Below are 12,638 nucleotides of genomic sequence, written 5' to 3'. Positions count from 1 at the left end.
GAGGGGCCCGGCAAGCGCAGTGGCCGCCGTTTTGGCCTGGCCCTTGCTGGCGGCGGCCCGCTTGGCGGTATTTACGAAGTTGGCGTACTGGCCGCCCTCGACGAGGCGCTCGAAGGTATAGACCTGCACGAAATGGAGGTATACGTCGGGGTGAGCGCCGGCGCCTTCATTGCGTCGAACCTGGCCAATGGTTTCAGCACCGACCAGATCGCCCGCATATTTATTTCAGCCGACTCACGCGCCCACCCCATCGGCCGCTGGGTATTTATGACGCCGGCATGGCGTGAATACATTCGTCGGGTCAGGCGCCTGCCGCGCGCAGTAACCGCAACCGTCTGGGACATGTTGCGCCACCCGATAGACAAAGGATTTTTCGGCGCCCTTACCAATTTTACCCGCGTCATCCCCACCGGCGTTTTTGATAACGCTCCGGTGGAGCATTTCCTCGCTGATCTCTACCAGACCCGTGGTCACACCAATGACTTTCGCGAGCTGACGCGCAAGCTGTTTGTAGTTGCTGCCGACATCGACACCGGTGAGTCCGTCCGCTTTGGCGCGCCCGGTCATGATCACGTACCGATCTCGAAGGCAATCCAGGCCAGCACAGCTTTGCCCGGACTCTATCCGCCGGTGGAAATCGATGACCGCTATTATGTCGACGGCGCCCTCAAGCGCACTTTGCATGCCTCGGTAGCGCTGGACGAAGGGGTTGACCTGCTTCTTTGCATCAACCCGATTGTTCCTTACGATGCGAATCTTGCCGACGACGACGACCGGCGCAAGAAACACAGCAGACTGATCAATGGCGGATTGCCCACGGTCCTGTCGCAGACATTTCGCTCGGTCATTCATTCACGCATGAATGTCGGCATCAAGTCTTATGAGTCCACTTACGGCAATCGCGACATCGTGCTGTTCGAGCCGGACCGAGAGGACTCGCGGATGTTCTTTGCCAACCTGTTCAGCTATTCGAACCGGCGCCGGGTGTGTGAACACGGCTACCAGACCACTCGCCGTGACCTGCTCAACAATTACGACCAGCTATCCGTACTGTTCGCGCGCCATGGCATCAGCCTGCGGCGTGATGTACTGGAGGACCCTGAGCGCCATTTCGATACCAACATGCATGTGCCACGCGACGTGAGCCGCCGCGGCCTGTACAAAAACGAGGTCACCAACCGGCTCAGCGAGGCGCTGGACCGCCTGCGCCAGAAGGTATAAGCGCGGAAATCTAAGCCGCGTTACTTTTCCTCTTTGCCAGCTCTTCGTCGCGTAACTCGCGGCGCAGAATCTTACCGACGTTGGTTTTTGGCAGCTCATCGCGAAACTCAATCTCGCGCGGCACCTTGTAGCCGGTGAGGTGCTCACGACAGTAGTCGATGACCTCCTTCTCAGTAAGCGCCGGGTCACTGCGTACGATAAACATTTTTACTGATTCGCCGGATTTCGGATTCGGAACCCCGACCGCTGCCGCCTCCAGCACCCCTGGATGGCCGGCCGCAACGTCTTCCAGTTCGTTCGGGTATACGTTGAAGCCCGACACCAGGATCATGTCTTTCTTGCGGTCGGTAATGTAGACGAAACCTTGCGCGTCGATATACCCCATGTCACCGGTGCGCAGCGCGCCATCAGGAGTCATGGTCTTGGCGGTTTCATCGGGGCGATTCCAGTAGCCAGCCATTACCTGCGGGCCCTCGATACATAGCTCACCAATCTCGCCCTGAGGAACCTCATTCGCGTCATCATCGCGAATGGTTACGATCGTGCTTGGAATCGGCAGGCCGATGGAACCACTGAACCCCTCGCTGCTGAGCGGGTTCATACAGGCAGCTGGCGAAGTTTCGGTCAATCCGTAAGCTTCGACCAGCGGCTTACCGGTTACTTTCTGCCAGTGCTCCGCCACCGGCCGCTGCACTGCCATCCCGCCACCAAGGGTCAGCCGCAGGGTGGAAAAATCCAGCTGATCAAAGCCGGGGGTGTTGAGCAGCGCATTGAACAACGTGTTTACGCCGGTAATCGCCGTAAACGGATGTCGGCCGAGTTCTTTTACAAATGCCGGGAAATCACGCGGGTTTGTTATCAGGATATTCTCGCCGCCAAGTTTCATGAACGTGAGGCAGTTCGCTGTCAACGAAAAGATGTGATACAGCGGCAGCGCCGTGACGATCTTTTCGTTACCGACTTCGGTCAGCGATTCCAGCCAGCCCGCGGTCTGCTGCAGGTTGGCAACCATGTTGCCGTGGGTCAGCATGGCGCCCTTGGCCACGCCGGTAGTACCGCCGGTGTACTGCAGGAATGCCAGGTCGTCGTGTGTCAGCGCGGGTTCGTCCAGCTCCTGCCAGCGGCCCTCGGCCAGCGTGCTCCGGAAGCTGACCGTATCGGCAATCTCCCATGCCGGTACCATCTTCTTGATACGCTTGATGACAAAATTTATCAGCTGCTTTTTTGGCGTCGGCAGCATGTCGCCAATCTGCGTGGTGATGACCTTTTCAATCGCTGTGTCGGGCAGCACGCCCTGCAGCGTGGCTGCAAAATTCTCCAGAATGACTATTGCTTTTGCACCAGAGTCGGTCAGCTGGTGATGTAGCTCGCGTGCCGTGTACAGAGGGTTGGTATTAACCACCACCATGCCGGCCCGCAAGATACCGAAGACCGCGACGGGATATTGCAGCAGGTTGGGCATCATGACCGCGACGCGATCGCCCCTGACAAGGCCAAGGTTACGCTGCAGATATCCGGCAAATGCGCGACTCATCTGGTCGAGCTCGGCAAAAGTAATCGTCTTGCCCATATTGCTGTAAGCGGGCAGGTCTGCGAAGCGGCTGCAGCTTTTTTCGATTATTTCGCGCAACGATGCGAACTCGTCAACGTCAATTTCTGCCGGCACTCCCGGCGGATAGTTCTTCAACCAGGTCTTGTCTGCCATGTTTCGTTCCCCCAACGTGCAGCGTATATAAGACACCCGGTCGCGGCTGCCTGCAAGCGGAACGGGCCGGGGCGGAGTGGGTCGGCCGGGGGAACGTCTCGCAACCACAATTCCTGGAGGTTATGCAGGAGCCACAACGGCATATTCATCTATTTTATCGAATATAATATCCTTATCATTCTGTTGGATAAATATATGCCCATGCCGGATCATAGCTCCATCGAAGGGCTTTCCCCATCCACAGGAGCAGTATCAATGATAAGCATCGGCAGCCAATTCCCCGAATTTTCTCTCACCGGAGTCGTTTCGAACGACCTCGACAGCGCCTTCCAGACCATCGACCAGGACACCTACAGCGGCAAATGGAAGGTCGTGTTTTTCTGGCCCAAGGATTTTACTTTCGTCTGCCCAACCGAAATTGCCGGATTCGGTCGCCTCAATAGTGAGTTTGCTGACCGCGATGCCCAGCTGCTGGGCGTAAGCACCGACTCGGAGTTTGTCCACCTGGCGTGGCGCAACGACCATGAGGCACTGAAGGACCTGCCTTTCCCGATGTTGTCAGACATCAAGCGGGAGCTGAGCGAAGAGCTTGGCATACTCGACCCGGAAGCCGGCGTGGCGCAGCGCGCCGCATTTATCGTCGACCCGCAGGGCATCGTGCGTTTTGTGTACGTGACCGACCTCGACGTCGGCCGCAGCCCTGAAGAAGTCCTGCGTGTACTCGACGCATTGCAGACCGACGAACTGTGCCCGTGCAACTGGCAGAGCGGTGACGACACACTGCGTGCCGCCTGAGGAGAACATCATGCAACTGCAAGATATTAAAGACCGTATACCCGATTACGCCAAAGACCTGCGGCTGAACCTGGGCAGTGTACTGACGACCGGCGGCGCGCCGGGGCTCAGCGAAACCCAGATCTGGGGCAGCGCCCTTGCCGCGGCCATCAGTTCGCGCAACACGTCACTTTCCGCACAGTTTGAGCAACTGGCAGGCACCGTGCTGAACCCTGCTGACATCAAGGGCGTGCGCTCTGCCACAGCGATAATGGGGATGAACAATATCTATTACCGGTTCCTGCACCTGGTCGGTGATGACGGTTACCGCGACCTGCCAGCCCGGCTGCGTATGAGCGTCATTGCCAATCCGGGCATCGACAAGGCCGATTTTGAGCTTTACTCGCTGGTCGCTTCGGCGGTGACCGGATGCGAAGGCTGCGTCCAGGCGCACGAACGTCACTTGCGCAAGGCGGGCATTTCGATCGAGGGTATACAAAGCGCGGCGCGTATAGCTTCGGTCATCCATGGCGTAGCCATAGTGCTTGAGCACGAAAACGCTGCCGCAGTTAGCGCTGCCGCCTAAAACTTCAGGCGCTGCGCAGCCCATGCGATTACCGGGCTGAGTCGCGCAGTCGTTATTGCATCTGCCTCGGACACGTCGACCCAACGGAATTCGGCGTGTTCGGGGCGGCCAATCTCCGGGTTTACGGGCAGCTCTATATCATCGCGGCGGGTAAGCGCAATGTAATAGCGCGCTACCTTGCCGCGACTGTATGGCCCGGTCTCGATAAATTCTTCGCCCCAGTTGAACTCCAGGTCGTTCAGCGTCGTTTCTTCCTCGACCTCGCGGACGGCAGCAGCCAGCGGTGTCTCGTTGCCTTCCAGCATGCCCTTGGGGAAATCCCAGTTGCGGTACGCCCGCAGCAGCAGCAGCCGGGTACCCTGCGAAGTCTCACGCGCCACAACCACGCCACAGGACAGGCGTCTTATTGGGATGCGGCGATTGGTCATGCGGCCAGTATGGCAGAAAGCTGCCAACGGCCAGCAATCACACTACGCGGTTGCGCTGTTCGCCGGTTTGCCAGGCAGTGATGTTGGACGCCATCTCCTCGATAGCGCGCTGGCGTGCCTCGACCGCGGCCCACGCCACGTGCGGCGTGACGATCAGGTTGGGAATGTTATCGGCCAGCAGCGGATTGCCGTCGACCGGGGGCTCCTGCTCCAGCACATCGATTCCCGCCCCGCCCAGGCGGTGGCCGCGCAGGGCGTTCGCCAGCGCCGCGGCATCTACCAGTGCACCCCGGGCGGTGTTGATCAGCACCGCATCGGGTTTCATCAGCGCCAGCTCAGCCGCGCCGATCAGGCCTCGTGTCTGTGGTGTCAGCGGGCAATGCAGGCTGAGCACATCAACCCGCCCCAGCAGGTCATGCAGCGCGACGCGGTCGGCCGCCATCTCGGTTCCCGGCCGTGCCGCCAGTAACACATGCATGCCAAATCCCGCAGCAACCGATGCCGCCGCGCTGCCGAGCTCGCCATGGCCGACAATGCCGAAAACCTTGCCGGCAAGCTCGCGCACCGGGTAGTCAAGCAGGCAGAACTGCGGGCTGCCACGCCAGGCGCCGTCGCGTAACAGGGCCTGGTATCCGGCCAGGTGGTGCGTCAACGCGAGCAGCAGCGCGAAAACGTGCTGCACCACGGATGCCGTGCAATAGGAGCGCATGTTGCATACCGCTATGCCACGTTCGCGCGCAGCGACCAGGTCGATGTTGTCGGTACCGGTTGCCGTAACGCAGATCAGCTTCAGCCGTGGCGCCGCGGCGATGCGTGCCGCATCCATCGTTATCTTGTTCAGCAACACCACCTCGGCATCAGCGATACGGGCACCCGTCTCGGCCGGCGTGCTGGTGGGAAAAAACCGCAGTCCCGGCAGCGCCCGGGTGAGCGGCGTGGCATCGATGTCATCGTGGCTGACCGTCGCGTAGTCGAGAAATACAGCGTTGAGTTTCATACCGGCAATTGTGATCGCTGCTCCGCTGGCGCACAATCGCGTCATGCCCGCCACGCGCAAAAAAGCTGCCCCGTTCTGGGAAACAAAGACTCTCGCGCAGATGACCCGGCGCGAGTGGGAATCGCTGTGCGACGGCTGCGGCCGCTGTTGCCTGCACAAGGTCGAAGACACTGATACCGGCGAGATTTTCTACACCTCGGTGGCGTGCAAACTGCTCAACGTCAAGACCGCCCGCTGCCGCCACTACGCCCGCAGACTGGAGCATGTGCCCGACTGCATCGTGCTGAAAAAACAGCATATCGGCCATCTCAAGTGGCTACCCGAAAGCTGCGCCTACCGCCGGCTGGACGAAGGCCGTGGCCTGGCTGACTGGCACCCACTGGTGAGTGGTGACCCGGACAGTGTCTACGCGGCCGGCATCTCGGTCGCCGGACGCGCCAAACCGGGCGCCGGTGTGTCTGAGGATGAATACGACGAGCATCTTATCGACTGGATTCCGGTCGGCCAGCGCACCTGCGATGAGGTGCCGTGAGCGAACCACGCTTTATCCCGCTGGCGGGTTTTGTCGAATACGAACCGGATGAAATGCAGCGCCGCGCTCGCGAATACTGCGAGGAAATGAGCCGGCGCCGCACGGTACGCGATTTTTCGGACCGGCCTGTACCAGCAGGCGTAATCGAACATTGCCTGCGCGCTGCAGCCAGCGCACCGAGTGGCGCCAACATGCAGCCGTGGCACTTCTGCGTCATCGAGGATGCGAAAATCAAAAGCAGGATTCGCGTCGCAGCCGAAGAGGAGGAACGCCACTTTTACGAACACCGCGCGACGGCCGAATGGCTGGCGGCTCTCGAGCCGCTCGGCACGGATTCCGACAAACCCTTCCTGGAAATCGCTCCGTATCTCATCGCCGTTTTTTCGCAGCGCTGGGGCTACCTGCCTGACGGTCGCAAGGTAAAGCACTACTACCCCACAGAGTCGGCAGGCCTCGCATGTGGCCTGCTGATCGGCGCGCTGCACCACGCCGGACTGGCAACGCTCACCCATACGCCCAGCCCGATGGGTTTTCTCAACGAGATTCTTGGCCGGCCAAAAAACGAGCGGCCGTTTCTGCTGCTGGTGACCGGTTACCCGGCCGACGACGCCAGGGTGCCCGACATCGCCCGCCTGCCACTGGAAGAGACCGTCAGTTGGCTCAAGAAGCGCTGAAATACAGGGTTTTTGTAACATAATCCTGCATCAACGCGCCTGCGCTGTCGGGCTTCTTTACAACTTGGCAATTGGCCACGTTTTACATAGTGTCGGCAGCATTGAGTTGACCCGTTTTTATTCTGCAATCTCAAGGCGTTACACCTTGTTGCATAAGCCGCGATAAAGGTGGCATGCTACTTGCTACTATTACGGCATAACCCGCCCGAGCGGGACGCTGGAATTGAGCATAGCTAAAGGATCAGAAAGATAATGAAATCTAGAATAATCAAAAACTTATTTGCTGTCGCGCTGATGGCGCCGGTAATGGCGTTTGCCGTGCCGATCGATGGCAGCATACGCATGGGCGGCGATGCTTCGCCCGGCTGCAGCGCGGAAGGCGTTGACTGCAACCTTGGTTCGGCCGATTCACTGATCTTCGGCACCAGCTTCGTGGTAGGCGCAGACGGCGACTTCGCCCCGGCGCTGGGTGCCTCGACACTTAACGGCACGCTGAACCTGACCGATTTCACCATTGATCCGTTCAGCGGCCCGGTGACGATCTGGCAGATTTTCGGCTCCCCGGCGGAAGGCGGCCAGCCCCCGCTGTTTACGTTCTCGCTGGACAGCCTGGATATCCTGACGCAGACCGCCGGCCAGCTGATACTGCGTGGCACCGGCATCGTCTCGGCAGATGGCTTCGATGATACCGCCGGCCGCTGGTCGTTCTCGGCACAGGACCTGCGTGGTTCGCGCCAGATCAACTTCAGCTGGTCTTCAGAAACGACGCAGGCCCCGGAACCCGGCATCCTGATGCTGCTCGGCCTTGGCGTCCTGGGTCTGATCCGGTTGCGTCGCAGCTAACCTATTGATTCGAAAATCGGGCTTGCTCTGGAGAGTGGCAAGCCCCGATAATTGACCGCCAGAAACATGACGCCGCAGGATAAGCGGCAGAACTATAAAGACAGAGGACTAAAATGAGACAGTTTAATTTTATGAGGGGAGCCGCCCTGGTACTGGTGGCGGCATTCAGTCTGGGTACGGCCCAGGCTGGCACGATCAGCGGCGTACTCGAGTTCACCGGCGAAGTAAGCGCCATCGGGTCTGGTGGTCTCGACGGAGCCGTTGGCCTGTCGTTCACCAACGGCTTCATAACTACTTTCGCCGACGGCACTTTTGCCACAGCGGGCATTGCCGCCGGCAGCACCGGCAGCCTGGAAGATTTCTTCTTTGATCCACTGTCGCCGAGTCCGGTACTGAGCTTTCTCACTATCGACTTCGATCCTGGTCCGGGCAAATTCTCGTTTGATCTGGAAGCGGTTGAGATCGCTGACCAGGGCGAAACGTTTCTGGTGCTTACCGGAACGGGAACACTGTCAGGCACCGGCCTCGGCTCTGAGTCTTATGACTTTGCGATGAGCATCGATGGCTTTGGCGACCTGGTCGCATTCTCCGGCGTTATTAGTCCGACTGTCATTCCGGTTCCGGGCGCGCTGGTCCTTTTCGGTTCAGGCCTGATGGCCCTGGGGCTGCGACGCCGTAGCTGAACAACGGAATCTTTGTCCTCTGAAAACGGCGGCCCACTGGCCGCCGTTTTGTTTTGGCGACGAGTGAGCAGACAATAGGGGCTGCCCTGTTCCCCCGGAGTCGCCATGCGCCTGTACCCCGCCGTACTTCCCCTGCTGTTTCTGACCCTGCCACTGCCATCCGGTGCCAATCCGCTGGACGAGGTTTTGCCAGGCATTATTGATTTCCGTCACGAGCTGCACGCCAACCCGGAGTTGAGCAACCGTGAGGTACAGACGGGGAAACGGATCGCAAAGCGGCTCAGGCGTCTCGGCCTCGACGTGCAGACTGGCGTAGCTCATACCGGCGTAGTTGCAACGTTGCGTGGCGGCTTACCCGGCCCGGTTGTTGCTGTGCGTGCCGATATCGATGCACTTCCGGTTACCGAACAGACCGACTTTGCCTTCCGCTCCACCGCGACCACCGAATTCAACGGCAAGAAGGTGGGTGTCGCGCACGCCTGCGGTCATGACATCCATATGTCTGTCGCGATGGGAACCGCCGAAGTCCTGGCTGCCATGCGTGACGAGTTGCCCGGCACGGTCAGGTTCATATTCCAGCCCGCCGAGGAAGGCGTACCCGTCGGTGAAACCGGCGGCGCACCGCTGATGATCGAAGAGGGCGTTCTGCGAAACCCGGCGCCGGAGGCGATCTACGCTATTCATTCGTGGCCGGACTACGCCGTCGGCCAGGTCGACGTCACCAGCGGTCCGGCAATGGCCTCATCCGACCGGATTCTCATTGATCTGCACGGCAAACAGTCGCACGGTGCCTGGCCCCACCTGGGCGTCGACCCGATCGTGCTTGCGGCCCAGGTTATCCTCGGCCTGCAGACTATTCCTTCACGCAGCATCGATGCGCGCGAACCGGCAGTTGTAACGGTCGGCATCGTTCGCGGTGGCGAACGATTTAATATCATCCCCGATACCGTTCACATGGAGGGAACGGTGCGCGCGTTCAGCGATGACGTGCAGGACATAGTCGAGCGGCGTATCGGTGAAATACTCGACGGCATCACGACGGCGGCGGGTGCCAGCTACGATTACACTTACGAGCGCGCCAACCCGTTTGTCAACAATGACCCGGCGCTGGCTGCCCGTGCCCGGGTGGTGCTGCAGCAGACGCTGGGAACTGAAAACGTGCTCGATGGCCCGCCGGTGATGGTGGCAGAGGACTTCGCCTGGTTTGCCCGCGAGATTCCCGGATTCTATTTTCGCCTGGGCGTGGTTGCACCCGGCACTGAATCAGGCAGCCTGCACACACCCGACTTTCGCGCCGATGACAGCGCGATCGAACCCGGCATCCGCGCCATGACAGCACTCGTGCTCGACCACCTGCGCAACAATTAAGGGATAGGGGTCAAGTCTTCCCATGTCCCATTTTTCTGAAAATGGGAAATGGGAAGACTTGAACTTGACCCCTATCCTCTGAAAATGGGAAATGGGAAGACTTGGCCCCTATCCTATCCGGTGTTCTGCAGGGCCTGGGAAATGCCGCGGACGCTCGCGAACAATGCATCGAGCAGTGCTTCGTGATCGCGGTCGGCTGCTCGCCAGCGCTGCAGCAGGTCGACCTGTAACAGGCTGATCGGGTCAGTGTAGGGATTGCGTAACCGTATCGAACGCTGCAGCGCCGGATCATCATCGAGCAACGCATCGCTTTCCTTGATGCGCAGGATCATCTCGCAAGTGCGATCAAACTCGCTGCGAATTTCGTCGTAAAGCGGCTGCAAGGGTTCGTCGGCAAGCTGTGCATAAGACGCCGCAATATCCATGTCACCCTTGGCCAGCACCATTTCGACATCGTTGACGATATTGGTAAAGAACGGCCAGTCACGCTGCAGATCGCGCAGACGGCCGATACCATACTCGGCCTCTGCTGCCGCCAGCCCGTGGCCCACCCCGTACCAGCCCGGCAGCACCAGCCGGCTCTGACTCCATGCAAACACCCAAGGTATTGCGCGCAGGTTCTCTATTCCCTTGCCCGATCGGCGTGAGGCCGGTCGGGAGCCAATCTGCATGCGCTCGATAACATCGATCGGGGTAGCCTGACGAAAATACTCAACCAGCCGGGCATCCTCATAGACCAGGCCGCGGTAAGCCTCACGCGCCACCGTCGCTACCTGCTGCATCACCGCAGGCGCCGCCAGCGATGATGTTGGTTCCGGCGGGTCCACATAGGTGGCAAGCGCAGTGGCGCTGGCAGCCTGCTCCAGCACCCGCAGCGCAATTCCACGCAGGCCAAACTTGGCGTTGATAACCTCACCCTGTTCGGTAACACGCAGGCGGCCATTGACTGAGCCGCGAGGTGCGGCGAGCACGGCGCGATGCACCTTCCCGCCGCCGCGGCTGATGGTGCCGCCACGACCATGGAATATCGTCAGCGCTACATTGACATCACGCATGGAGCGAACGAGTGCCTCTTCGCCTTCGCGCAGCGCCCAGCGCGCCGCTGCCAGTCCGCCATCCTTGTTGCTGTCCGAGTAGCCGATCATGATGATCTGGCGCGAGTCGCGCTGGCGCAGATGTTCCTTGTAGGCATTGTCGGCAAACAACGTGCGCATGATCGCCGGGCCGTTGTTGAGGTCGTTGACGGTCTCCAGCAGCGGTGCGATATCGAGCGATATGCGATCACGTGCGTCAGCCAGACCGGCCCAGCGCGCCAGCAACATGACAGAAAGCACGTCATCCGCGCCCTGGGTCATCGAGATGATAAACGGCCCGATCGCGTTGGGCCCGTAAAACGCCTGGCTGTCGGCAATAGTACGGAACACTGCCAGCGTTTCGCGTACTTCATCAGTCTCGTCAAATTCGGGCATCGGGTCGTACATGACCTGCTGTATCCGGCGCGTACGCTGCGCGGCATCCATCTCAAGCCATCCGGACTCGCCCAGCACGTGTCCGATTACCCGGCGATGCACCATGGCATCCTGGCGCACATCCAGTGTTGCCAGGTGAAAGCCGAAAGTCTCAACGCGACGCAGCAACCTGCGCATTGCAAACAGACCGGCATGCCCACCCTTGTTGTCGCGCAGACTGCGCGCGACCATGCGCAGGTCTTCGAAAAACTCACCAGCATTGTCATAGCCGGCGCTCTCTTCGGCCTGTGTCGCGGTCAGTCGTGCCGCGATCAGCCGCAACAGGCGGCGGTAATGCATGTCACCGTGGCGCCGATGAATCGCGGCCGCGACTGCGGGGAATATCTCGGCATACTGATCGGCGCGATCAACCACTTCGTCGCTGATGGCAACGCGCTCGACCGACTGGCTGAGGTTTCGCGCCAGCCGTAAAACTTCAGCACGATAACGGGCAATAATCTGGTGACGCTGGTCCGCAAGGGACTCGCGGATGGTGCGGGCACCGACATTGGGATTGCCATCCATGTCACCACCGACCCAGCTGGCGAACCGCAGCATCAGTGGTACGCGGACATCGCGCGCTGTAGCACCGTAAGTCTGTACGAGCGCGTCTTCGACCGCCTCATAAAACGGCGGAATGATCCGGTATATAACGTCGGTAATAAAGAACAGCACGTTCTCGCGCTCGTCCCGCACGGTCATGCGCTCACTGGGGTGCTCCACGGTCTGCCAGGAACTGGTGATCTCCGACCGTATCTGGGACAGCAAAGCATCCTCTTCCTGCGGTGTACGTGACGGGTCGAAACGGTCTGTCAGGTGACGTGCAATGAGCTGCTGTTTTTCCAGCAGCGTGCGGCGCGTTGCTTCGGTCGGATGCGCGGTAAACACCGGCTCGTACAGTATGGTGCCCAGATAGTCTTCCACTTTGTCGAGAGTGAGCCCGGCTGCGGCCAGCTGCGCGATCGCTTCGTGAATGCCGCGCGGCTGCGGGTCGTCGTGGTCACGCAGGTAATCGCGCCGGCGGCGGATCCGGTGCACCCTCTCGGCGAGATTGACCACCTGGAAATAACTCGAAAATGCCCGCACCAGCTCGAGTGTTTCGGCGGCATTCAGATCCCGCACCAGGGCAGCAAGATCATCGGTAGCGGGCGTGCCTTCGCGCCGCGCAATCGCTGCCCTGCGCACCTGCTCGACACGTTTGAACAGCGCCTCACCGCCCTGCTCGGCCAGCATTTCGCCTACCAGCGTGCCAAGCAGGCTTACGTCTTCGCGTAGGGGCCGGTCTTTTTCTGCAAAATCGATATCACCGCTGCGCATGA

The 12,638-nt window shown here is 60.1% G+C and carries 12 protein-coding genes; 8 read left to right on the top strand and 4 right to left on the bottom strand.

From position 1 onward, the window contains the following. The coding region (locus tag HKN06_05820) for a hypothetical protein (GenBank protein ID NNF60832.1) at positions 1-1,221 on the top strand (1,221 nt) is incomplete at its 5' end. Between the two features lie 10 nt (positions 1,222-1,231). Here HKN06_05820 and HKN06_05815 read toward each other — a convergent pair. After that, complete coding sequence (locus tag HKN06_05815) at positions 1,232-2,926, bottom strand: long-chain-fatty-acid--CoA ligase (GenBank protein NNF60831.1); 1,695 nt, start codon at positions 2,924-2,926, stop codon at positions 1,232-1,234. A gap of 255 nt (positions 2,927-3,181) precedes the next feature. Between HKN06_05815 and HKN06_05810 the strand changes: the two genes are divergently transcribed. Then, positions 3,182-3,721 (top strand): peroxiredoxin, encoded by a 540-nt coding sequence (locus tag HKN06_05810; GenBank protein NNF60830.1) that lies wholly within the window; start codon positions 3,182-3,184, stop codon positions 3,719-3,721. A 10-nt stretch (positions 3,722-3,731) separates the two neighbouring features. Next, positions 3,732-4,286 carry an alkyl hydroperoxide reductase gene (locus HKN06_05805; protein ID NNF60829.1) on the top strand — a complete coding sequence of 185 codons (555 nt, stop codon included), beginning with the start codon at positions 3,732-3,734 and terminating at the stop codon, positions 4,284-4,286. Here the strand turns inward: HKN06_05805 and HKN06_05800 are convergent. Together HKN06_05800 and HKN06_05795 are read right to left on the bottom strand one after the other, a co-directional pair. After that, positions 4,283-4,714 (bottom strand): NUDIX domain-containing protein, encoded by a 432-nt coding sequence (locus tag HKN06_05800; protein NNF60828.1) that lies wholly within the window; start codon positions 4,712-4,714, stop codon positions 4,283-4,285. The genes HKN06_05805 and HKN06_05800 overlap by 4 nt on opposite strands. Before the next feature lie 37 nt (positions 4,715-4,751). Next, positions 4,752-5,711, bottom strand: a complete 960-nt coding sequence (locus tag HKN06_05795) for a 2-hydroxyacid dehydrogenase (GenBank protein ID NNF60827.1) — start codon at positions 5,709-5,711, stop codon at positions 4,752-4,754. Positions 5,712-5,754: 43 nt separating this feature from the next. Between HKN06_05795 and HKN06_05790 the strand changes: the two genes are divergently transcribed. The 5 genes from HKN06_05790 (at position 5,755) to HKN06_05770 (ending at position 9,811) form a co-directional block, all read left to right on the top strand. Beyond that, positions 5,755-6,243 carry a YcgN family cysteine cluster protein gene (locus tag HKN06_05790; protein ID NNF60826.1) on the top strand — a complete coding sequence of 163 codons (489 nt, stop codon included), beginning with the start codon at positions 5,755-5,757 and terminating at the stop codon, positions 6,241-6,243. Between the two features lie 53 nt (positions 6,244-6,296). After that, positions 6,297-6,917: a nitroreductase family protein gene (locus HKN06_05785; protein ID NNF60825.1), complete on the top strand. Its 621-nt coding sequence runs from the start codon at positions 6,297-6,299 to the stop codon at positions 6,915-6,917. 252 nt (positions 6,918-7,169) lie between these two features. Continuing rightward, entirely contained in the window at positions 7,170-7,760 is a 591-nt protein-coding gene (locus HKN06_05780) for a PEP-CTERM sorting domain-containing protein (GenBank protein ID NNF60824.1), read from the top strand. A gap of 113 nt (positions 7,761-7,873) precedes the next feature. Continuing rightward, the gene (locus HKN06_05775; protein ID NNF60823.1) at positions 7,874-8,443 is read left to right on the top strand and encodes a hypothetical protein; all 570 of its coding nucleotides are present in this window, start codon (positions 7,874-7,876) and stop codon (positions 8,441-8,443) included. Positions 8,444-8,548: 105 nt separating this feature from the next. Then, a complete protein-coding gene (locus tag HKN06_05770) occupies positions 8,549-9,811 on the top strand; it encodes an amidohydrolase (GenBank protein ID NNF60822.1) in 1,263 nt (420 codons plus the stop codon). 113 nt (positions 9,812-9,924) lie between these two features. Here the strand turns inward: HKN06_05770 and ppc are convergent, their stop codons facing one another. After that, positions 9,925-12,636 carry a phosphoenolpyruvate carboxylase gene (gene ppc, locus HKN06_05765; GenBank protein ID NNF60821.1) on the bottom strand — a complete coding sequence of 904 codons (2,712 nt, stop codon included), beginning with the start codon at positions 12,634-12,636 and terminating at the stop codon, positions 9,925-9,927. Positions 12,637-12,638 lie beyond the last annotated feature (2 nt).

It is taken from the genome of Gammaproteobacteria bacterium (genome assembly GCA_013003425.1).
GTDB lineage: Bacteria > Pseudomonadota > Gammaproteobacteria > Steroidobacterales > JABDKV01 > JABDJB01.
The sequence above is the reverse complement of the archived record's forward strand: the minus strand, read 5'-3'. Positions and strand labels throughout refer to the sequence as shown.

Excerpts from the sequence above, each read along its gene's own strand:
- HKN06_05815 (NNF60831.1), bottom strand. The coding sequence starts at position 2,926 with ATGGCAGACAAGACCTGGTTGAAGAACTATCCGCCGGGAGTGCCGGCA.
- HKN06_05810 (NNF60830.1), top strand. The coding sequence starts at position 3,182 with ATGATAAGCATCGGCAGCCAATTCCCCGAATTTTCTCTCACCGGAGTC.
- HKN06_05805 (NNF60829.1), top strand. The coding sequence starts at position 3,732 with ATGCAACTGCAAGATATTAAAGACCGTATACCCGATTACGCCAAAGAC.
- HKN06_05800 (NNF60828.1), bottom strand. The coding sequence starts at position 4,714 with ATGACCAATCGCCGCATCCCAATAAGACGCCTGTCCTGTGGCGTGGTT.
- HKN06_05795 (NNF60827.1), bottom strand. The coding sequence starts at position 5,711 with ATGAAACTCAACGCTGTATTTCTCGACTACGCGACGGTCAGCCACGAT.
- HKN06_05790 (NNF60826.1), top strand. The coding sequence starts at position 5,755 with ATGCCCGCCACGCGCAAAAAAGCTGCCCCGTTCTGGGAAACAAAGACT.
- HKN06_05785 (NNF60825.1), top strand. The coding sequence starts at position 6,297 with ATGCAGCGCCGCGCTCGCGAATACTGCGAGGAAATGAGCCGGCGCCGC.
- HKN06_05780 (NNF60824.1), top strand. The coding sequence starts at position 7,170 with ATGAAATCTAGAATAATCAAAAACTTATTTGCTGTCGCGCTGATGGCG.
- HKN06_05775 (NNF60823.1), top strand. The coding sequence starts at position 7,874 with ATGAGACAGTTTAATTTTATGAGGGGAGCCGCCCTGGTACTGGTGGCG.
- HKN06_05770 (NNF60822.1), top strand. The coding sequence starts at position 8,549 with ATGCGCCTGTACCCCGCCGTACTTCCCCTGCTGTTTCTGACCCTGCCA.
- ppc (NNF60821.1), bottom strand. The coding sequence starts at position 12,636 with ATGCGCAGCGGTGATATCGATTTTGCAGAAAAAGACCGGCCCCTACGC.